This is a genomic window from Algibacter sp. L4_22, from assembly GCF_023473045.1.
Taxonomy (GTDB): domain Bacteria; phylum Bacteroidota; class Bacteroidia; order Flavobacteriales; family Flavobacteriaceae; genus Algibacter.
Genome location: NZ_JAMCOK010000001.1, coordinates 129,158 through 152,055, shown reverse-complemented (window position 1 = coordinate 152,055; position 22,898 = coordinate 129,158). Strand labels below are relative to the sequence as shown.

The window sequence follows — 22,898 nt, the reverse complement described above, 5'->3', positions numbered from 1 at the left end:
AATGACTGCTTTATTAACAATTATAGTTTTAGTATTTATTTTAGTTGCCATATGGCAAATGGTTAAAATTTTTGATTTAGCTCAAGCTAAAGGCGAAAATAGTGCCGTTGCTACTGACAAAGACAATGCAATGAATGCATATTTAATGATGGGTTTTTTAGCCTTCATTTATATCATTACAATTGTATGTTTTGTAAAATGGGGCGATTTACCTTTAATGTCGAATGCGGCATCAGAACACGGAGCAACTATTGATAACCTTATGGTTATTTCAATGATTCTTATTTTCGTTGTGCAGACACTTACTCAGTTTTTACTGCACTATTTCGCTTTTAAATATAAAGGTGAAAAAGGAAGAAAAGCATTATTCTTTGCGGATAATAATAAGTTAGAATTTATTTGGACTATTATTCCGGTAATTGTTTTGGCTGGTTTAATTATTTACGGTTTAAGTACTTGGATTAACATTACAAGTGTTGATGAAAGTGACGACCCTTTAGTAATTGAATTGTACGCACAACAGTTTAACTGGAAAGCTCGATACTCTGGTGAAGACAATACTTTAGGAAAAGCAAATGTGCGTTTAATTGACATTGATAGAGCTAATATTTTAGGTTTAGATGAAGCTGATCCTAATGCTCAGGATGATATTATTACTACTGAATTACATTTACCTGTTGGAAAACCAGTGTTGTTTAAAATGCGTTCTCAAGATGTATTGCACTCTGCTTATATGCCTCACTTTAGAGCACAAATGAATTGTGTTCCTGGGATGATTACTCAGTTTGGTTTTACACCAAGTATTACTACAGCAGATATGCGTCTAACTGAACAAATTCAAGAGAAGGTAGCACATATAAATGAAATAAGAGTTGAAAATAGTAAGGCGTTAATTGCTAAAGGAGACGAAGCTTTAGAACGTTACGAGTTTGACTTTCTACTACTTTGTAATAAAATTTGTGGAAAATCGCACTACAATATGCAAATGAAGATTATTGTAGAAACACAAGAAGAATATGATGCTTGGATTAAAGAGCAAAAACAATTCAAGAACTCTCTAATTAACTAATTAAAAAGATAAATACGATATAAGATTATGTCAGCACACGCAGATACTTACGCTCACGACGACGACCACGGACATCATCATAAAGAAACCTTTGTGACTAAATATATATTTAGTCAAGATCATAAAATGATTGCTAAGCAGTACCTAGTTACGGGTACTATTATGGGAGTTATTGGGGTTTTAATGTCTATGATGATGCGTATGCAAATCGCATGGCCAGAAGAACCAAATGTTCTTTTTGAGGCATTATTAGGTAAATGGGCACCAGATGGTGTTATGGATGCTGATATTTATTTGGCAATAGTTACAATTCATGGTACTATTATGGTATTCTTTGTATTGACGGCTGGTTTAAGTGGTACGTTTAGTAACTTGTTAATTCCATTGCAAATTGGTGCAAGAGATATGGCATCGGGTTTCTTAAATATGGTTTCATATTGGTTGTTCTTCTTATCAAGTATAATCATGGTATGTTCATTATTTGTTGAAGCAGGCCCTGCAGCGGCAGGCTGGACAATATACCCTCCATTAAGTGCATTACCAATGGCACAAGGTGGTTCTGGTATGGGAATGACACTTTGGTTAGTAGCTATGGCTATTTTTATTGCATCTTCATTATTAGGATCTCTAAACTATGTTGTTACCGTAATTAACTTACGTACAAAAGGAATGTCAATGACAAGATTGCCTTTAACTATTTGGGCATTTTTCATTACAGCTGTAATTGGTATTATTTCTTTTCCAGTTTTATTATCTGCTTGTTTATTATTAATAATGGATAGAAGTTTTGGAACATCATTCTTCTTATCAGATATATTTATTCAAGGTGAAGTACTACACTATCAAGGTGGTTCACCGGTATTATTCGAACACTTGTTTTGGTTTTTAGGTCACCCAGAGGTATATATTGTAATATTACCTGCAATGGGATTAGTGTCAGAAATTATGGCATCTAACTCGCGTAAACCTATTTTTGGTTACCGTGCGATGATTGCTTCAATTTTAGCTATTGCTTTCCTTTCAACAATTGTATGGGGACATCATATGTTTATCTCAGGAATGAATCCATTCTTAGGTTCGGTGTTTACTTTCACAACCTTATTAATCGCTATTCCATCTGCGGTTAAAGCCTTTAACTGGATAACAACATTATGGAAAGGTAATTTACAGATGAATCCGGCTATGTTATTTTCTATCGGTTTTGTGTCAACATTTATTACTGGTGGTTTAACAGGTATTATTTTAGGAGATAGTGCTTTAGATATTAATGTTCACGATACGTATTTTGTAGTAGCTCACTTTCACTTGGTAATGGGTATATCTGCACTTTATGGTATGTTTGCTGGTATTTATCATTGGTATCCAAAGATGTACGGTCGTATGATGAACAAGAATTTAGGGTATATCCACTTCTGGATTACTGCAGTTTGTGCTTATGGCGTATTTTTTCCAATGCACTTTATAGGAATGGCTGGTTTACCACGTCGTTATTATACAAACTCTAATTTCCCGTTGTTTGATGATTTAGCCAATGTAAATGTGGTTATTACACTTTTCGCTTTAGTTGGTGGTGTGGTTCAAATTATTTATTTATACAACTTCTTTACGAGTATGTACTACGGAAAGAAAGCAGTTCAAAATCCATGGAAAGCAACTACTTTGGAGTGGACAACTCCAGTGGAGCATATTCACGGAAATTGGCCAGGAGAAATTCCTCATGTACACCGTTGGGCTTATGATTACAGTAAACCTGGTCATGATGTAGATTTTGTGCCTCAGAATATTCCTTTAATGGATGGTGAAGAGGAATTACAACACTAAAATTAAGCCTTTAATAAAGGCATCTTTTAAAAGATAAATTAAGATATATAAAAAGGCCTTTCCAATTTGGAGAGGCTTTTTCTTTATATTTGCTATATTGTTCTAATCACATTTAGAACTCTTTTCAGTATCTTAAAAATATATACTATTTACAAATGAATGAAAATTTAGATCCTAGCGATGCACATTTTTCCCCTGAAGAATTCGATGTCGAAAAACAATTAAGACCCTTGTCATTTGATGATTTTACAGGGCAGGATCAGGTTTTAGAAAACCTTCAAATATTTGTAGAAGCGGCTAACCTTAGAGGAGAAGCTTTAGATCACACTTTGTTTCATGGACCTCCTGGACTAGGAAAAACGACTTTGGCTAATATTTTGGCAAATGAGTTGAATGTTGGTATCAAAATAACATCTGGTCCTGTTTTAGATAAACCAGGTGATTTAGCTGGATTGTTAACTAATTTGGATGAGCGTGACGTATTGTTCATTGATGAAATACATCGATTAAGCCCTATAGTTGAGGAATATTTGTATTCAGCTATGGAAGACTATAAAATTGATATTATGATTGAAACTGGACCAAATGCACGGTCGGTTCAGCTTAACTTAAATCCGTTTACATTGGTTGGTGCTACAACACGATCTGGTTTACTTACGGCACCTATGCGTGCTCGTTTCGGTATTCAAAGTAGGTTGCAATATTATAAAACAGATTTACTCACTACAATTGTTGAAAGAAGTGCAAGTATTTTGGATGTACCTATTTCAATGGAATCTGCTATTGAAATCGCTAGCCGTAGTAGAGGTACACCTAGAATTGCCAATGCATTACTGCGTCGTGTACGTGATTTTGCTCAAATAAAAGGCAATGGAAGTATTGATATAGCTATTGCTAAATATGCTTTAGAAGCTTTGCATGTGGATGCACATGGATTGGATGAAATGGATAATAAAATACTTACTACTATTATTGATAAATTCAAAGGTGGACCTGTTGGGATTTCTACTATTGCAACAGCAGTAAGTGAAAGTACAGAAACCATTGAAGAAGTTTACGAGCCATTTCTTATTCAACAAGGTTTTATTATGCGCACACCTCGTGGTCGAGAAGTTACCGAAGCGGCATATAAACATTTGGATCGTGTAAAGGGACCTACTCAAGGCGGTTTATTTTAAGCTTTATCTTAAATATTTTACGTGAATAAAACGGACTATACAAAACTAATAAAAACCGAAGCCAAACGCCTCGGTTTTTTATCTTGTGGTATTAGTAAAGCTCAGTTTTTAGAGGAAGACGCACCAAGGTTAGAGAATTATTTAAATAAAAACATGAACGGTGAAATGCGTTATATGGAAAATCATTTCGATAAACGCTTAAACCCAACCTTACTTGTTGAAGATTCAAAAAGTGTAGTTTCGTTATTATTGAATTACTTTCCTTCTGAAATTCAGCAAAATCTCGATGCTCCTAAATTGAGTAAATACGCATACGGAAATGATTATCATCATATCATAAAAGATAAATTAAAACGCCTTTTACATTTTGTTCAAGATGAAATAGGAGAGGTTAGTGGCCGTGCTTTTGTAGATTCTGCACCAGTTCTAGATAAGGCTTGGGCTGCTAAGTCGGGTTTGGGTTGGATAGGGAAGCATAGTAATTTAATAACGCAGCAAGTTGGCTCGTTCTATTTTATAGCAGAACTTATTATTGATTTAGAGTTGGAGTACGATTCTGCCACTACCGACCATTGTGGTAGCTGCACGGCTTGTATTGATGCTTGCCCTACAGAGGCCATTGTAGATCCTTTTGTTGTAGATGGGAGTAAATGTATTTCATATTTAACCATTGAATTAAAAGAAAATCTTCCTAATTCATTTAAAGGAAAAATGGACGATTGGATGTTTGGTTGTGATGTTTGCCAAGATGTTTGTCCATGGAATAGATTTTCTAAAGCACATAATGAACCTTTATTCAATCCGCATCCAGAATTACTTTCAATGACTAAAAAAGACTGGGAAGAAATTACTGAAGACACCTTTAAAAAAGTGTTTCAAAAATCTGCTGTTAAACGCACTAAATTTACTGGGTTAAAAAGAAACATCAATTTTTTAAAATAGCTTATAAGAAAGATAACCCGTATTATATATCCTTTTTAGATTTTCTAAATTGAAGGGTTTTAATAAGTTGGTGATGGTTGTGTAGTTAACTTTAACAATTTATTGTGGGATTATTTAATCGATATAAAGTAATTTGCTATAATCTTAAATTTAATTATTATGGTTACCCCAGATATACCAGAAAATGAAGCTGAAAGACTTAAAAACCTGGAGTCTTATAATATATTAGATACGCTTCCGGAAATAGATTATGACAATATTACGGCCATTGCTGCCGAAATTTGTGGTACTCCAATTGCTTTAATTAGTCTACTAGATAACAAACGCCAATGGTTTAAATCTCATCATGGAATAGATACTACTGAAACCCCAAAAGAACAGTCTTTTTGTGCTCATGCTATAAATAATACCGATGGAGTTTTTATTGTTCCCGACACTCGAGAAGATTTTCGATTTCATGATAACCCTTTAGTAACGGGAGATTCCAATGCTATTTTTTATGCGGGTGCACAACTTACTAGTAAAAATGGATTGCCATTAGGCACTTTATGCGTTATGGACCATAAACCAAATGTTTTAAATGAAGGACAAATAAAATCATTGTCTGCGCTTTCAAACCAGGTTATGAATTTGTTAGAGCTTCGAAAAAACAAATTTTTATTAGAAAAAACACTTAAGGATTTAGAGGAGAAGAATCATGAATTAGAACGTTTTGCATACATCGCTGCTCACGATTTAAAATCCCCTTTAATCAATATTTCTAGTTTAGCAGAAATATTTATTGAGGATTACAAGCTGAAGATTGACGCAGAAGGCTTAAAACTTTTAGAGTTAATTCTAAGTTCTGCAGATAGTCTTCGTGGTTTAGTTGATGGATTGCTTAATTATAGTAGAAGTGATGGTCTTTTAAAAGAAAAGAAATCTACCATTAATTTACAAGAATTGACTACTGAAATTGCTCAGTTATTTAATTCGGATCATCGTGTAAAAATGGTTTTAAAGTCATCTTTAGAGACTGTGCATGTTAACAAAACAGCTATTCATCATATTCTAATGAATTTAGTGAGTAACGCTATTAAGTATAGCGATAAAGATGATGTGCTTATTGAAATGAATGTGGAAGAAACAGATACACATTATCAGTTTTTTATAAAAGATAATGGGCCAGGTATTGCCCCAAGTAATCAATCTAAAATATTTAAACTATTTGCAAAAGTAGCCGATCAAGATAAATTTGGTCAAGCCGGACATGGTATTGGCTTAGCTACAGTAAAAAAGATAGTTAAAAAACTAGGTGGAAAAATAAGTGTAACTTCGGAATTAGGACAAGGCGCTACATTTAATTTTTCGATAAAGAAATAGGAGTAAGCTTTAATATTTTCTAAAGAAATAATATTTTTTTGAAATGTTCAGGATTTAGTTTCGACTAAAATAGATTAATCAATAAAAGAAAATAATACAATGAGAACATCTTATAAACTTCTAGGTTTATTTTTAGTATTAACTATTGTTGCTTGTAAGCAAACAAATAAAGTAGAAGCCGTTGCTAGTGAAAAGGTTGAGAATGCTGAAGCAAAATATGATATTCCAGCGTCTTGGGTAGAAAAAAGAGTAGAAGCTGCAAATAAAAAACTTAATGCTACAGAAGCAGGTAAAGTGCTTTGGAGCGCTATGGAAGCTCATGGCGGATTAGATAAATGGTTCTCAAACGGGTACCTTTCCTTTCATTTTAATTACCAACCATTAAATGGTAAAGGTGTTAGAGATTCTTATCAAACTATTGATACTTGGAACAATAAAGCAAGACATAATAGCATTCAAGATCCAACATCTATTTATGGTTGGGATGGTAAAGAAGCTTGGTTAAAGGCTAAGGATAGCACTTCATTTGCTTACGATACGCAGTTTTGGGCTTTAACTCCTTTATATTTTTCTGGTCAGCCGTTTGTTTTAGATGGCGAAGGTGTAAATCTTGAATTACTACCAGAACAAGAATTTCAAGGCGCTACTCAAAAAGTTCTAAAAGCAACTTATGATGCTGGTATTGGAGCTGCACCGGATGATTACTATATTTTGTATATAAATGCAGAAACAAACTTGGTAGATGCTTTTAAATATATTGTGTCTTATCCGCAGTATTTTCCAAACGGAGGTCATGCTCCAGAAAAAATTACAGTAACTCAAGGTACTACTACTGTAAATGGTATTGTATTTGCAACTGGGTTTAAAACATACTGGTCTACATCTGATAAAGATGGGTTAGGTGAGTATATCACTAAAATAGATGTTAGCGATATTAGTTTTTCTCCAACTGTAGAAGATAATTTCTTTTCTAAACCAGAAGGAGCAGAAGTGTTGAATAAATAATTCAACAACAAATAGTATTAAAAAGCCTTAGTTGTCACTAATTGATAACTAAGGCTTTTTTGTTTTTAATAATGAACTTAAAAAAAGAATAAATATGAAGAGGAAAATAAAAATCAATTCTTTAAAAGAATAGCAGTTTACATGGCAGGATTCTTATATTTGTTGGTTAGAAGTAGAGCGTTTTAAGTTATGAGATTATTTCAAATTAATTGAATTGATTTTAAAGCATAAAATGCTAACCATTAATTAAATATCCGTCTATATGAGTGAAGAAAGCAAGCGTAGAGAAGCCCTTATTTATCACGCAAAACCAACTCCAGGTAAAATAGAAGTTGTTCCAACAAAAAAATATGCCACCCAACGCGATTTATCTTTAGCTTATTCACCAGGTGTTGCAGCACCTTGTTTAGAAATTGAAAAAGATAAGGAAGCAGCTTATAAATATACAGCTAAGGGGAATTTAGTAGCTGTAATATCTAATGGAACGGCCGTTTTAGGATTAGGAAATATTGGTCCTGAAGCTTCAAAACCCGTAATGGAAGGTAAAGGTTTACTATTCAAAATTTTTGCAGATATTGATGTGTTTGATATTGAAGTTGACACTGAAAATGTAGATGCTTTTATAGAAACAGTAAAAAATATAGCACCAACTTTCGGTGGAATTAATCTTGAAGATATAAAAGCACCAGAGGCTTTTGAAATTGAACGTCGTTTAAAGGAAGAATTAGATATTCCTGTAATGCACGACGATCAGCACGGAACTGCAATTATTTCGGCAGCAGCCCTAATAAATGCCGTTGAAATAGCTGGAAAGAAACTAGAAGAAGTAAAAATAGTGGTGAGTGGAGCCGGAGCCGCAGCTATTTCATGTTCTCGTATGTACCAAGCTTGTGGTGCAAAACGCGAAAATATGGTGATGCTAGACAGTAAAGGTGTTATCCGTAATGATAGAGAAAATCTTTCTGATGAAAAATCAGAATTTGCAACTCACAGAAAAATTGATACTTTACTTGAAGCCATGGAAGATGCCGATGTATTCATCGGTTTGTCTAAGGCGGATATTGTATCTCCAGAGATGCTTTTGGTGATGGCTAAAAACCCAATTGTTTTTGCTATGGCCAACCCAGATCCTGAAATTAAATACCAGTTAGCAGTAGATACAAGAAAAGATATTATTATGGCAACTGGCCGTAGTGATCATCCTAATCAGGTTAATAATGTGTTAGGATTTCCTTTTATATTTAGAGGGGCTTTAGATGTTCGCGCTACTAAAATTAACGAAGCTATGAAAATGGCAGCGGTAAGAGCCTTAGCTAAATTAGCTAAAGAACCGGTGCCAGAACAAGTAAATATTGCCTATGGCGAAACACGTTTAACTTTTGGTAAAGAGTATATTATTCCGAAACCATTCGATCCACGTTTAATTGCCGAAGTGCCACCAGCAGTTGCAAAAGCAGCGATGGAAAGCGGTGTAGCAAAACAACCCATTACAGATTGGGAACGTTATAAAGATAGTTTGTTACAACGTTTAGGGTCGGATAATAAATTAGTTCGTTTACTATTAAACAGAGCTAAACTAGCACCAAAACGTATTGTTTTTGCAGAAGCCGATCACTTAGATGTTTTAAAAGCAGCGCAAATTGTACATGATGAAGGTATTGCTATTCCTATTTTATTAGGAAGAAGAGAAACCATATTATCGTTAATGAAAGAAATTGAGTTTTATGACGATATTTTAATCATCGATCCAAAAGAAGAAGAAGAGAACGAGCGTAAAAACAAATATGCTAAAGTATATTGGGAACAGCGTAAGCGTCGCGGTGTAACTCTATATTCCGCGCAGCGTTTAATGCGTGAGCGTAATTACTTTGCTGCCATGATGGTTAACGAAGGTGATGCAGACGGTTTAATTTCTGGATATTCTAGAAATTATCCAACAGTAATAAAACCGATGTTAGAGTTAATTGGTTTAGATAAAGGTGTTTCTCGTGCGGCAACTACCAATTTAATGATGACGAAACGTGGTCCGCTATTTTTAAGTGATACTTCTATAAATATCGATCCATCAGCAAAAGATTTAGCTAAAATTGCTCAAATGACATCCAAAGTGGTTCAAATGTTTGGTCTAGAACCTGCTATGGCTATGGTGTCGTATTCAAATTTTGGATCATCTATTAATGATCGTGCATCAAAAGTTAGAGAAGCTGTTTCAATTTTACATAGAAACTATCCGGAAATGGTTGTTGATGGTGAATTGCAAACCGATTTTGCTTTAAATGATAAGTTACTTCGTGAAAAATTCCCGTTTTCTAAATTAGTTGGTAAAAAAGTGAATACTTTAATTTTTCCAAATTTAGACTCAGCAAATATCACTTATAAATTATTAAAAGGATTAAATGAAGCTGAATCTATTGGACCAATTATGATGGGTATGTGTAAACCTGTGCATATTCTTCAACTTGGAGCAAATGTTGATGAAATTGTTAATATGGCTGCTATTGCTGTAATTGATGCTCAGAATAAAGAGAAGGGTGGCGTTGAACACGCTGGCTAAAATAATTTTATTACATTTGAAAGTGAACCAATAACGTGCTATGATAACACACATTCAAGGAAAATTAGTAGAAAAAAACCCAACACATGTTGTAATAGATTGCAACGGTGTTGGTTATATGCTAAATATTTCATTACATACATTCTCTCAAATCCCAGACGGAGAGTTTTTAAAACTGTTTACACACCTTCAGGTGAAAGAAGATTCACATACATTATATGGTTTTTCTTCGGTTGCCGAGCGGGAAATGTTTAGGCTGTTATTGTCGGTTAGTGGTATTGGTGCAAGCATTGCGCGTACCATGCTGTCTTCATTAACGCCAAAGCAGGTGCGAGAAGGTATTGCGACAGGAGATGTTGCGCTTATTCAATCCATAAAAGGGATTGGAGCAAAAACAGCGCAGCGCGTTATACTCGATTTGAAAGATAAAGTTTTGAAGATATACGATATAGACGAAGTTTCTGTTTCTAAAGGCAATACGAATAAGGATGAAGCGTTATCTGCTTTAGAAGTGCTTGGCTTTGTTAAAAAACAAGCAGAACGTGTTGTGGATAAAATTGTAATAGCCGAACCCGATGCCTCGGTAGAATCTATTATAAAACAAGCCCTAAAAAAATTATAGTACATTTTGAAGAGAACTAATCTTTATTTTTTTAAATCAATAAAACATGTCGCTTTTTTGGTGTCCATGGTGTGTTTTTCAATAGCATCTTGGGGACAGGAAAAGGAACAGGATTCAGTAAAAAAAGGGTATCAGCAAGGTGAAATAAAAACATCACGACCTAACAGTATTGAGTCTAAATACACCTATGATCCATTAACCGATCGTTATATTTATACCGAAAAAATAGGGCAATTCAATATTAATTATCCTGTAATTTTAACACCAAAGGAGTATTATGCTTTGGTTTCAAAACAAAATTTAAGTAGTTATTATAAAGAAAAAGTTGATGCTTTTTCTGGTAAAAAGGATGGTTCTGATGATGCTCAAAAAAATCTATTACCAGAGTTTTATGTGAATTCCGATTTATTTGAATCTATCTTTGGCGGTAGTACCATAGAAGTAATCCCGCAAGGTTCTGTAGAAATGGATTTGGGTGTTTTATTTTCAAAACAAGATAATCCCACTTTTTCACCAAGAAATAGAAGTAATTTCACGTTTGATTTTGATCAACGTATCAGTTTAAGCCTTTTAGGAAAGGTAGGTACAAGACTTCAGATTAATGCAAATTATGATACACAATCTACGTTCGATTTTCAAAACCTTATAAAATTAGAGTATACTCCAACCGAGGATGATATTATTCAGAAAATAGAAGTTGGTAATGTAAGTATGCCGCTAAATAGTTCTTTAATAACAGGTGCTCAAAGTTTATTTGGTGTAAAAGCCCAATTACAATTTGGTAAAACAACTATAACTGGTGTTTTCTCGGAACAACGATCGGAATCTAATACGGTGGTTGCACAAGGCGGTGGAACTCTTGAGGATTTTGAGTTGTTTATTCGAGATTATGATGAAAACCGACATTTCTTTTTAGCACAATATTTTAGAGATAATTACGATAAAGCTTTAAAAACTTACCCATATTTAGATACAAAAGGATTACAAATTACAAGAATTGAAGTTTGGATTACTAACAGAAGTAATAGAACAGAAAACGTTAGAAACATTGTTGCACTTCAGGATTTAGGAGAAAGTGATAAGGTCTATTCTGCTGTTAATGTTTTCGGTGGCCTTGGTGCACTTCCTAAAAATGATAATAATGCATTCGATCCAACTAAAATAAATGTGGTTGGTCCAACCTCTCAATTAAATACAAGTATTAGAGATGTAGCAACTATAAAATCTGGTATAGAAGTATCGGGTACTAATGAAGGTTTTGATTATGCAACTCTTGAAAATGCTCGAAAATTAACGAGTGGTCAGGAATATAATTTAAATTCTGAATTAGGTTATATTTCATTAAATCAACGTTTAAATAGTGATGAAGTATTAGCTGTTGCCTTTCAATATACCATAGGTGGTGAGGTATATCAAGTAGGGGAATTTGCTAACGATGGTGTTAGCGCAACCGATGTAACAACAAATACGAATGGTGATGTCACCCAAGTTGTAAATAGCAATTTAGTTGTGAAATTATTAAAAAGTAGTATTACCAATGTCGATCTTCCTATCTGGGATTTAATGATGAAAAACATCTACGATACAGGTGCTTACAATTTAAGTTCGGAAGATTTTAAATTGAATATTTTTTATAATGAAGCTTCACCTTTAAATTACATTACACCAGTTGGTACAACCGATTTTCCAGATCCATTACCTGGAGAGAAACCTTTAGAAGAGCAACCGCTTTTGCGTGTTTTTAATTTAGATAAGTTAAATTATAATAACGATCCGCAAACAAGTGGTGATGGTTTTTTCGATTATGTAGAAGGGATTACAGTACTTTCTCAAAACGGACAAATTATTTTCCCGAATGCAGAACCTTTTGGAGAATATTTATTTGATGTTTTAGGTGGTGGTGATTATGAAAATGATACATCATACAACGAAAATCAAGAAAAATATGTTTACGATGTACTGTATAAAAGTACAAAAACAAAAGCTTTAGACGAGAGCGAAAAGAATAAATTCAAACTAAAAGGACGTTATAAATCATCGGGTGGCGATGGTATTTCTATTGGTGGCTTTAATCTTTCACCAGGTTCGGTAAGAGTTACCGCAGGTGGTCGTGTTTTAGTTGAAGGAATAGATTATACTGTAAATTATCAATTAGGGCAAGTTCAGATTTTAGATGAATCTTTAAAAGCTTCAAACACACCTATTGAAGTTTCAACAGAAAATAATGCTGTTTTTGGTCAGCAAACTAAGCGTTTCACTGGAATTAATGTAGAACATAAGTTTAATGAGAATTTTGTATTAGGCGGAACATTTTTAAATTTAAATGAACGACCAATTACTCAAAAAGCAAATTATGGTACCGAACCAATAAACAATACTATTATTGGCTTTAACGGGAATTATGCAACTAAAGTTCCGTTTTTAACACGCTTGGTAAATAAATTACCGAATATAGATACCGATGCAGAATCTAACTTTTCTGTTCGTGGTGAAGTTGCTTATTTACTACCAGGTTCTCCTAGCGGAACGGACTTAGATGGTGAGGCAACATCTTATATAGACGATTTTGAAGGTTCGCAAAACGCAATCGATTTACGTTCGCAGCAATCTTGGTTTTTATCTAGTAGACCTATTGGTTTAAACACACCTACTAATGGTAATGAAGATGATAATGGAATCCAAAACGGCTACCAACGTGCCATGTTGAATTGGTATTCTATAGATCCTATTTTTTATACAAGCCAAAGACCAGGTGAAATTACAGATGAGGATATGTCTAGTCTTTACACAAGTCGTGTTTTTATTAACGAGTTGTTTCCAGATCGAGATTTAGTTCAAGGTCAAAATTCTGTAATTTACACGTTAGATTTAGCATATTATCCACAAGAACGTGGTCCTTATAATTACGATCCTGCAGCTGCAGACGGTATTGATAATACAGAAGCTAGAGATAGTTGGGCAGGTATTACGCGCCAATTAACTTCAACAGATTTTGAGCAGCAAAACGTAGAGTATATCGAGTTTTGGTTGCAAGATCCGTTTCAAGAAAATCAAACTAATCCAGGTGGTAAACTAGTTTTTAACTTAGGAAATATCTCGGAAGATATTATAAAAGATGGCAGAAAGTTATATGAAAACGGATTGCCTGATGATGGTAATATCGATTTGCTTCAAAAAACAGCTTGGGGAACGGTTGTGCCTCAAAACCAATCTTTGATTTATGCATTCGATTCTACGGGAGACGAGCGTACTAATCAAGATGTTGGTTACGATGGGTATCCCGATTCTGGAGAAACACCAGTAATTGATGATGATCCTGAGCTTACTGCTATTTACAGTAACTATAGTGGCTTGGATGATCCTGCAAATGATAATTACGAGTATTTTTTAAATGCTGAAGGTGATATTTTCGATCGTTATAAAAAATATAATGGTGTTGAAGGTAATACTCCCGATTCTTTTAGCGATACAGATCGTGGTGCAAATACACAACCTGATGTAGAAGATATTAACCGTGATAATACCATGAACACGATTGATAGTTATTATGAATATGAATTAGATATTCAACCACAATATTTACCAACAAGTCGTGCGAATTTTGATAATATTCCTGATAGTAATCCTTTAAAGGAATATTTAAGAGATTTTAAAGAACAAGAGCGTACACTTCCAAATGGTGAGACTCCTATGGTAAGATGGTATCAACTTAGAATCCCTGTTGAGGGAAAAGATCGTGTCGCAATTGGTGGTATTAGTGACTTACGTTCTGTACGTTTTTCTAGAATTTATTTAAAGGACTTTGTGCAACCTACGGTTTTCCGTTTTGGTACGTTAGATTTGGTTAGAAGTGATTGGCGCCGATATACACAGACCTTGAATAACGATATTCCATACGATGCGGATACTGATTTTTCTGTTGAAATTATTGGTACCATTGAAAACGATGGAAGTTACGAGAGACCTCCAGGAATTGAACCTGAAGAACTTTATAATAACAATACGGTAGTTGAGCAAAATGAACAATCTTTGGTGCTTAAAGCTTGTGATTTAGAAGCAGAAGACTCAAGAGGAGTTTATAAAAATGTGAGTTTCGATATGCGCCAGTATAAACGTTTAAGAATGTTTATGCATGCCGATGATGACGATTCTGGTAATTTAAATGATGAGGAACTCGTTGGTTTTATTAGAATGGGTAATGATTTAACCGAGAATTACTATCAAATAGAAATACCATTACAAGTTTCGCAGTCTACTACAAGAGAAGGGTTGTGGCCAACGGTTAATGAAATTAATATTCCTATTGAAATTTTAGGAAAGGTTAAAGCCCAAGGAGTTTCAGATATGACTTTATCGAATGAAGATCCAACATTTTATGATATTATAAATGATGAACTTAGTATAGTAAGTGATGAGTTTACAGGTTATACTTCAGGCATCCATCGTGTAGGAATTAAAGGAAATCCTAATTTTGGAGACATTAGAACCCTTATGGTTGGGGTTAAAAATGTTTCTCAAGATAAAGGCGATGTTTGTGGTGCAGTTTGGTTTAACGAAATGCGTTTATCCGATATGGATAACGAAGGTGGCTGGGCAGCTGTAGTTAGTATGGATACTAACTTTGCCGATTTTGCAAGTATTAGTGCTACAGGAAGCCAAAGCACATCTGGTTTTGGATCTATTGAGCAAGGGCCAAGCCAACGTAGTTTGGAAGATGTTAAACAGTACGATGTTGTTACTAATGTTAACGTGGGACAGTTATTGCCTAAAAAATGGGGGATTCAGGTACCATTTAATTACGGACAAAGTGAAGAGTTAATTACGCCAAAATACGATCAATATTACGAAGATTTAACTTTAGATTCACGACTAGACGCAGCAGAAACAAACGCTGATAAGGAACGTATTAAACAAACTTCGGAAGATTATACTAAACGCCAAAGCATTAATTTAATTGGTGTACGAAAAAATAGAACAGGTGATTCTAAACCAAGATTCTATGATGTTGAGAATGTTACTTTAAACTATTCTTATAACAAAGTAGAACATCGTGATTTCGAAATAGAAAAATCGATTAATAAAACGGTACGTGTTGGTGCAAATTATGCGCACAACTTCAATCCAGTTACTATTCAGCCTTTTAAAAAGAACGATTCATTATTCACTGGAAAGTATTGGAAAATATTAAAAGATTTTAACTTGAATTTACTGCCGACAAGTTTCACTGTAAATACAGATTTAAACCGTCAGTTTAATAGACAAAAATTTAGAGATTCCGATTTGTCAGGAAGTTCTAATATTGAAATTGAAGAATTATTTAGAAGAAATTATACTTTCGATTTTCAGTATACCATAAATTATAATTTAACCGAGTCGCTTCAATTTAATTTTACTGCTTCTAATAATAACATTGTTCGTAATTATTTTAAGGACAATATTATTAATGGTGAGCAAGATCCTACACTCGATGTTTGGGATGGCTTTTTAGATTTTGGAGATCCTAATAGGCAAATGCAAAATATTGGAGTTACTTATCAATTGCCTATTAATAAAATTCCAACCTTTAGTTTTGTTAATGCTACTTACCAGTACACGGGTAATTTTCAATGGCAAAAAGGATCGGATTTATATGGTAATTTAGAACTAGATGGTGAAACTTACGATCTAGGAAACACCATACAGAATGCCAATACGCACAATATTAATACATCTTTAGATATGAATAAGCTGTATAAATATATTGGTTTGGTTAAAAAACCAATTAGGCGTATACGGACTAGAACGGCTGGACCTCCAGGTTCTAAAACCTCAGGAAAAGATAAAAAACAATCTAAGGTTAAAAGTCAATCTAGTACCAAATTATTAAACGCTGGTATAGATATATTAACATCGGTTAAAAGAATTCAATTTAATTATTCTGAAAACAACGGGACTTACTTACCAGGTTATACGCAAACACCTGGTTTTCTAGGAACGCTTAAACCTTCTTTTGGGTATACTTTTGGTAGCCAAAGCGATATTAGAAGCTTAGCTGCGCGTAATGGTTGGCTTACTTTATATCAAGATTTTAATCAACAATTTACATCTACCAATACAAAACAACTAGATGTGTCTGCAAGTTTAGAGCCGGTAAAAGATTTAAAAATTGATATTGTTGCTAATAGAACTTACTATAAAAACTTCACAGAAAATTATAGAGTAGATGTTAATAACGATAATCAATATGTTGGGTTAACACCAAATACGTTTGGGAATTTCAATATTTCAACATTGTTAATAAAAACGGCTTTTAGTAAAAGTGATGAAACGGTATCAGATGCGTTTAACGATTTTAGAAGTAACAGACTTACTATTGCTCGCCGTTTAGCCGCTCAAAATGGTGCAGATATTAACGATTTAGACGATGATGGTTATCCAAAAGGATTCGGTAAAAATAATCAGAATGTTTTATTACCAGCGTTTTTAGCTGCTTACACAGGTGCAGATGCTAATAAAGTAAACATGAGTGCATTTAGAAATGTGCCAATACCAAACTGGGATTTAAAATATTCTGGTTTCATGAAAATGGAATGGTTTAAAAAGCGTTTCAAGCGTTTCTCATTAACACATGGATACCGTTCAACTTATACTATAAATCAGTTTCAAACTAATTTAGATTATAATGAAGTAGATTTCTCTTTATCCTATGACGATCAACCTGATGATACCAAGGATCAGTCTGGAAATTATAAAAACGAACGTCTATTTAGCAACATTAACTTAACAGAAATGTTTAGTCCGTTAATACGAATTGATATGGAAATGAAAAATTCCGTAAAAATTCTAGCTGAAATTAAAAAGGACCGTTTACTATCATTAAGTTTCGATAATAATTTAATGACAGAGATAATAGGTAACGAATACATTATAGGACTAGGGTATAGAATTAAAGATTTAAGAATTAGATCGAAGTTGGCTGGTCCGCAAAAACGTATTGTTAGCGATTTAAATATGAAAGCCGATATCTCGGTACGTGATAATAAAACTATTATTCGCTATTTAGATCTTGAAAACAATCAAGTAACCTCTGGGCAAACCATTTGGGGATTGAAGTATTCCGCAGATTATGCCTTTAGTAAAAACTTAACGGGTATCTTTTATTTCGATTATTCGTTCTCCGAGTATGCTATTTCTACAGCTTTTCCATTAACCACTATTCGTTCAGGATTTACTATTAGATATAATTTTGGGAATTAATAAATAATCTATTTGAAATTCAAGATTGAATAAATACATTTGTGAAAACTTAAATGAATCAGTTTTACAAATTAATAGTATTTAATAAATAAAATTAAAATGAATATTCCAGCAGAATTAAAATACACAAAAGATCACGAGTGGATTAAAGTTGACAATGATATTGCTACAATTGGTATTACCGATTTTGCACAAAGTGAATTAGGAGATATTGTTTATGTTGAAGTAGAAACTTTAGACGAAACCTTAGAGGCTGAAGAAGTTTTTGGAACGGTAGAAGCTGTAAAAACGGTATCTGATTTGTTTTTACCAATATCAGGTGAAATTATTGAGTTTAATGAAGCTTTAGAAGATGAGCCAGAAAAGGTAAACACCGATCCTTACGGAGATGGATGGATGATTAAGGTAAAATGTTCTGATATTTCTCAAATTGATGGGTTAATGTCTGCCGATGATTATAAAGCTCTTATTGGTGCTTAAAAAATCCGCATTAGTCTTTGCTGTTATATATACCATTGTTTTGAGTGCGGCTTGCTTAATGTCGCTTAAAGACATGCCAAAGGTAAATGTTTCTAATGGTGATAAAATATTTCATTTTGGTGCATATGCTGTTTTTGTAGTTCTGTGGTATGGTGCTTTTATATTCAATATAAAATTTGAAAAAATGAGAGCTTTATTATCTGCAACTGTATTTGCAGTAGTGTTTGGCATAGTTGTTGAAGTGTTACAAGGTACAATGACGGACTATCGCTCAATGGATATTTACGACGTAATAGCGAACACCTCGGGAGCTTTATTAACGGCTTTAATATTGTGGCGAATAAATAAAATACAAGTTAAAAAGCAATAAAGACTTGTTTTTTTGATAAATAAATAGTTATTTTAGCAATCTTGATAAACTAATTAAATCTATGGAACCTAAAAAAAATCCTAAAGCAAATGTTGGACGTAACAGTTCACTCTATTTTGCAATCGGCTTAGCGTTAATGTTATTTTTAACGAACTATGCTATTAATTTTAAAACTTATGATGATGTAGTTACCGATATAGGAGTGGTAAGTATGGATGAAGTAATTGAAGAAGAAATTCCAATTACAAACTTAATGCAAACTCCACCACCACCACCACCACCACCAGCAGCTCCAGATGTTATTGAGATTGTTGAGGATGAAGTGGAAATTGAAGAGACTGTTATAGAGTCTACAGAAGTTGATCAAGAAACAGAAATTGTTGAGGTTGAAGAAGTAGAGGTTATGGAAGTTGAAGAAGATATTGAAGTTCCTTTTGCAGTTATTGAAAACGTACCAGTTTTTCCTGGTTGCGAAAAAGGAAACAATGCGGCAAAGAAAGCTTGTATGTCAGAAAAAATTCAAAAATTCGTTACTAAGAAGTTTAATACTGAGTTGGCTAGTGAATTAGGTCTCTCAGGAAGACAACGTATAAACGTAATCTTTAAAATTGACAAAACAGGAAATGTTGTTGGAGTTCGTTCAAGAGCACCGCATCCAGGTTTAGAAAAAGAAGCAGCACGTGTTATCAATATGTTGCCAAAAATGAAACCAGGCATGCAACGTGGAAAAGCAGTAACAGTACCTTACTCTTTACCTATTGTATTCCAAGTTCAAGATTAAGTTTCTTTATGGCTGTTAACTAACAGTGATATAAATATAAAATCCCGTTACATTTCTGTAGCGGGATTTCTTTTTTGGTATGCTTATTGCAACTTTATCATAATATTAACATTTAAATTTTAATAATTATGAGTAATCCAAAGGAAACTCACGAACTCATTCGGCAAAATGAGCAAATCGTGAAAAAGTCGCAAAAGCATGATGCAAATTTACAAAAAAACTCCACCCTTTACTTTCAAGTAGGTTTAATCATCTGTTTATTTATGGTATACGGACTTTTTGAAATGAAGTTTGAATCCGAAATACCCACAGATACTGGGTTTAATTTTGATCCTGGACCAGAAGAGATTCGAATTGAAAATTTTAGAGTTTATGTTGAACCAGTAAAGGAAGTTCAATCAGAACCAAAAAAATCAACAAAGTTAATAGACAAGGTTGAGGTGATTGATAATGATGAACCACTTAAAGAAGCGCTAAATATTAAAAAAGCAGAGCAGAAGACAACGTCTGATCCAATTAAGATTGGAGATGTAGTAGTTGTAGGTCCTCCAATAGAAGAGCCTCCAGTAGATTTTATGACTATTGAAGAGGTACCTATCTACCCAGGTTGTGAAAACAGAAAAACCAATTTAGATAAGCGAAAGTGTATGTCTGAGAAAATAACCAAATTAGTTCAGAAAAAATTTGACACCAATTTAGGTAGTGAACTTGGCTTATCGGGAAAACAAGTAATTCGAACTCAATTTAAGATTGATAAAACAGGACATGTTACTGATATAAAAACGAGAGGAACACATCCCGATTTAGAGAAAGAAGCTCAACGTGTTATCAATAAAATTCCAGAAATGACCCCTGGGAAACAGCGAGATAAAAATGTAGGAGTTATTTATACTTTGCCCATAGTATTTAGTGTGCAAAATTAAAATACTCAATATAATTAAGCAAAAGCCGTTAACCTATATAGGTTAACGGCTTTGTTGTTTAAATGAAGAAGGTTTGTTGCCCTTCAAAATCTAAAAAATATAGTATCTTTCGAGCTTAAATAAATTTTATACTATTTATCAATACCCAGTAAAGTGATGAAACAAATACTTGTACTAGTTTTTATTTTGGTTCAATATTTTGGGAATGCTCAAAGTAGCTCGTATTCAGAAAAACCTCCAGTGTTTCCTGCTTGCGATAGCATTTCTTTTGATAAACAACAAAAATGTTTCGATAATCAAGTTCATGCACATATTTATAATAGTTTTAAGGTACCCGAAAAGGTGATAAGAGAAAATTATAAAGGTGAAGTGGTTGTGCTTTTTGAAGTGGATACAACAGGTTATTTTAAAGTAATTTATGTCGATGCTGTTTATAGTGAATTAAAACAGGAAGCAAAAAGAGTGTTTTCAGATCTCCCTAAAATTAAACCTGCTACTTATAACGGTCGCGCTACTTTTAAGCAATATTCGCTTCAAATTAAAATTCCTTTAGTTGATACAAGTTTAGATACGAAGAAAACTAATGACATAAATCTAATTTCTAAATTAGAAGAAGAAGCAAAACAAGAGTTTGATAAAGTTGATAAGGATTTAAAAGCTTTTGAAAATAAAGCCTATAACAGTCAGTTAAATATTCAGTTTACACATAGTGATTATGCCAAATTTGATAGACAAATGAATCTTGTTGGTACAAACAGCCACACAGCTTCAAAACCATTTGTTTATGATGATGTAGCACCGTATTATGATTTTGATGAGGAAAAAGAAGCTTTAGAACGTGAAACTAAAACATGGGCTGGACAAAAACTTTGGAATGAGCATTTGGTGCAGTTACAAAGTGATGATTATTGGTTTACAATCGATCCTGTTTTCGATTTAGAAGTAGGTAAAGATACAGATGCCGAATTCAGTTCAACTTACAATAATACACGTGGGTTTTTAGTGCAAGGTGGTTTGGGTGAAAAATTTAATTTCCAAGCTTCTGTTTTTGAAAGTCAAGGACGTTTTGCCGATTATGTAAATCGATATGCCGAGAGTTTAAAAGCTTTTGGTCCCGATCCTGCAATTATACCCGGTCGTGGTATTGCAAAACGATTTAAAACGGATTCTTATGATTATCCGGTAGCGGAGGCTTATATGTCTTATGCGCCTGCAAAATTTATAAATGTCCAGTTTGGTCATGGTAAAAACTTTATTGGAGATGGTTACCGATCTTTATTATTGAGCGATGTTGCTAGTCCGCACCCGTTTCTAAAATTAAACACTAAATTCTGGAAAATTAAATACACCAATACATGGATGTGGTTAAAGGATGTACGTCCAGAAGTAACTGAAGATGGTGCGTTTCTAACAAAATATATGGCTAACCATTATTTAAGTTGGAATGTCTCAAAACGATTTAATTTAGGTTTATTTGAATCTGTAATTTGGACAGACTCAAACAGTCGTGGTTTTGATGTAAATTACTTAAACCCTATTATTTTTTATAGAGCTATAGAGTTTGAAACAGGTCAAGATGCTGGAAACGCTATAATGGGAGCAACAGCAAAATATAAGTGGAATGATAATATAAATTTATATAGCCAATTTGTTTTAGATGAATTTTCCCTAGCCGATGTAAAAGCAGGAGAGAGAAGCTGGAAGAATAAGTTTGGTTATCAATTGGGTGTTAAATATTTTAATGCTTTTAAGGTTGAAAATTTACTGCTTCAATTTGAATATAATCGCATTCGTCCTTACACGTATTCGCATAACACGATAGCTACAAATTACGGACATAATAATCAGTCTATGGCGCATCTTTGGGGCGCAAATTTTAGTGAAGCTATATTTATTGGTCGTTATCATTACAAACGGTGGTTTGCAGATGCTAAGTTAATTTTTGGTGTACGAGGTTTAGATTTTAATGATGATACAGACAGCTTTAGTTACGGTGGTGATATCTACAAAAACTATAACGATCGTCCATTCGACTCTGGTGTAGAAGTAGGGCAGGGAATAAAAACCAATATTTTTAATGGTAATTTGCAAGCGGGTTATGTTGTTAATCCAGCGTCCAACTTAAAAATATTTACAGATATTACTGTTCGAAATTTTAACCCAGACGCAACTACAACAACAACGTTTAAAAACAATACTGTTTGGTTTAATTTCGGAATTAGAACCGATTTATTTAATTGGTATTTCGATTATTAGTCTCATCTTAAGAGTTATATCCCTTTTTTTTTAATTTTTTTTCTTCAAACTTATTAAGGCGATTTCTCGTTGCATTAGATTTTATTTTTAATATATATTCCGTAAAGGCCTTTATTTACATGAGGTAGTTAAGCGGGAAGGTGTTAGTGGATGTTCTAACGTTTATATAAGTTATAGAATTTTAACCTTATAATATGCTCAATTATCAAATATTTGTGTTAAAAAAATTTGAATACCTTGAAATTATGCATATATTTGGAAAACCAATCTGGTTAACCAATTTGGTTTTCCAAGATGTT

Annotated in this window: 14 protein-coding genes; all 14 read left to right on the top strand. The window is 33.5% G+C overall.

Annotated elements, in window-relative coordinates; translation table 11 throughout:
- Position 1: 1 nt before the first annotated feature.
- The 14 genes from M4I23_RS00600 to M4I23_RS00535 all read left to right on the top strand — a co-directional run bounded on the left by M4I23_RS00600 (position 2) and on the right by M4I23_RS00535 (position 22,599).
- Entirely contained in the window at positions 2-1,069 is a 1,068-nt protein-coding gene (locus tag M4I23_RS00600; protein ID WP_158845823.1) for a cytochrome c oxidase subunit II, read from the top strand.
- Positions 1,070-1,096: 27 nt separating this feature from the next.
- Positions 1,097-2,890, top strand: a complete 1,794-nt coding sequence (locus M4I23_RS00595; protein WP_249753092.1) for a cbb3-type cytochrome c oxidase subunit I — start codon at positions 1,097-1,099, stop codon at positions 2,888-2,890.
- Positions 2,891-3,045: 155 nt separating this feature from the next.
- The gene (gene ruvB, locus M4I23_RS00590; RefSeq protein WP_249753091.1) at positions 3,046-4,068 is read left to right on the top strand and encodes a Holliday junction branch migration DNA helicase RuvB; all 1,023 of its coding nucleotides are present in this window, start codon (positions 3,046-3,048) and stop codon (positions 4,066-4,068) included.
- A 21-nt stretch (positions 4,069-4,089) separates the two neighbouring features.
- Complete coding sequence (gene queG, locus M4I23_RS00585) at positions 4,090-5,010, top strand: tRNA epoxyqueuosine(34) reductase QueG (RefSeq protein WP_249753090.1); 921 nt, start codon at positions 4,090-4,092, stop codon at positions 5,008-5,010.
- Positions 5,011-5,169: 159 nt separating this feature from the next.
- Positions 5,170-6,372, top strand: coding sequence for an ATP-binding protein (locus tag M4I23_RS00580; RefSeq protein WP_158845813.1), 1,203 nt, complete (start codon positions 5,170-5,172; stop codon positions 6,370-6,372).
- A 99-nt stretch (positions 6,373-6,471) separates the two neighbouring features.
- Complete coding sequence (locus tag M4I23_RS00575; protein WP_158845811.1) at positions 6,472-7,377, top strand: hypothetical protein; 906 nt, start codon at positions 6,472-6,474, stop codon at positions 7,375-7,377.
- Between the two features lie 262 nt (positions 7,378-7,639).
- Positions 7,640-9,931 (top strand): NADP-dependent malic enzyme, encoded by a 2,292-nt coding sequence (locus M4I23_RS00570; RefSeq protein WP_158845808.1) that lies wholly within the window; start codon positions 7,640-7,642, stop codon positions 9,929-9,931.
- Between the two features lie 40 nt (positions 9,932-9,971).
- Positions 9,972-10,553, top strand: a complete 582-nt coding sequence (gene ruvA / locus M4I23_RS00565) for a Holliday junction branch migration protein RuvA (protein WP_158845806.1) — start codon at positions 9,972-9,974, stop codon at positions 10,551-10,553.
- Positions 10,554-10,559: 6 nt separating this feature from the next.
- Positions 10,560-17,789, top strand: coding sequence for a cell surface protein SprA (gene sprA / locus M4I23_RS00560; protein ID WP_249753089.1), 7,230 nt, complete (start codon positions 10,560-10,562; stop codon positions 17,787-17,789).
- A 99-nt stretch (positions 17,790-17,888) separates the two neighbouring features.
- Entirely contained in the window at positions 17,889-18,269 is a 381-nt protein-coding gene (gene gcvH, locus M4I23_RS00555) for a glycine cleavage system protein GcvH (RefSeq protein WP_158845803.1), read from the top strand.
- A complete protein-coding gene (locus M4I23_RS00550; RefSeq protein ID WP_249753088.1) occupies positions 18,262-18,639 on the top strand; it encodes a VanZ family protein in 378 nt (125 codons plus the stop codon). Before gcvH ends, M4I23_RS00550 begins: the two co-directional genes overlap by 8 nt.
- Positions 18,640-18,700: 61 nt before the next feature.
- Entirely contained in the window at positions 18,701-19,420 is a 720-nt protein-coding gene (locus M4I23_RS00545; RefSeq protein WP_158845798.1) for an energy transducer TonB, read from the top strand.
- A 128-nt stretch (positions 19,421-19,548) separates the two neighbouring features.
- Positions 19,549-20,343, top strand: coding sequence for an energy transducer TonB (locus tag M4I23_RS00540; protein ID WP_249753087.1), 795 nt, complete (start codon positions 19,549-19,551; stop codon positions 20,341-20,343).
- Between the two features lie 156 nt (positions 20,344-20,499).
- The gene (locus tag M4I23_RS00535; protein ID WP_249753086.1) at positions 20,500-22,599 is read left to right on the top strand and encodes an energy transducer TonB; all 2,100 of its coding nucleotides are present in this window, start codon (positions 20,500-20,502) and stop codon (positions 22,597-22,599) included.
- Positions 22,600-22,898: the final 299 nt, after the last annotated feature.

Excerpts from the sequence above, each read along its gene's own strand:
- M4I23_RS00600 (WP_158845823.1), top strand. The coding sequence starts at position 2 with ATGACTGCTTTATTAACAATTATAGTTTTAGTATTTATTTTAGTTGCC.
- M4I23_RS00595 (WP_249753092.1), top strand. The coding sequence starts at position 1,097 with ATGTCAGCACACGCAGATACTTACGCTCACGACGACGACCACGGACAT.
- ruvB (WP_249753091.1), top strand. The coding sequence starts at position 3,046 with ATGAATGAAAATTTAGATCCTAGCGATGCACATTTTTCCCCTGAAGAA.
- M4I23_RS00580 (WP_158845813.1), top strand. The coding sequence starts at position 5,170 with ATGGTTACCCCAGATATACCAGAAAATGAAGCTGAAAGACTTAAAAAC.
- M4I23_RS00575 (WP_158845811.1), top strand. The coding sequence starts at position 6,472 with ATGAGAACATCTTATAAACTTCTAGGTTTATTTTTAGTATTAACTATT.
- M4I23_RS00570 (WP_158845808.1), top strand. The coding sequence starts at position 7,640 with ATGAGTGAAGAAAGCAAGCGTAGAGAAGCCCTTATTTATCACGCAAAA.
- ruvA (WP_158845806.1), top strand. The coding sequence starts at position 9,972 with ATGATAACACACATTCAAGGAAAATTAGTAGAAAAAAACCCAACACAT.
- gcvH (WP_158845803.1), top strand. The coding sequence starts at position 17,889 with ATGAATATTCCAGCAGAATTAAAATACACAAAAGATCACGAGTGGATT.
- M4I23_RS00545 (WP_158845798.1), top strand. The coding sequence starts at position 18,701 with ATGGAACCTAAAAAAAATCCTAAAGCAAATGTTGGACGTAACAGTTCA.
- M4I23_RS00540 (WP_249753087.1), top strand. The coding sequence starts at position 19,549 with ATGAGTAATCCAAAGGAAACTCACGAACTCATTCGGCAAAATGAGCAA.
- M4I23_RS00535 (WP_249753086.1), top strand. The coding sequence starts at position 20,500 with ATGAAACAAATACTTGTACTAGTTTTTATTTTGGTTCAATATTTTGGG.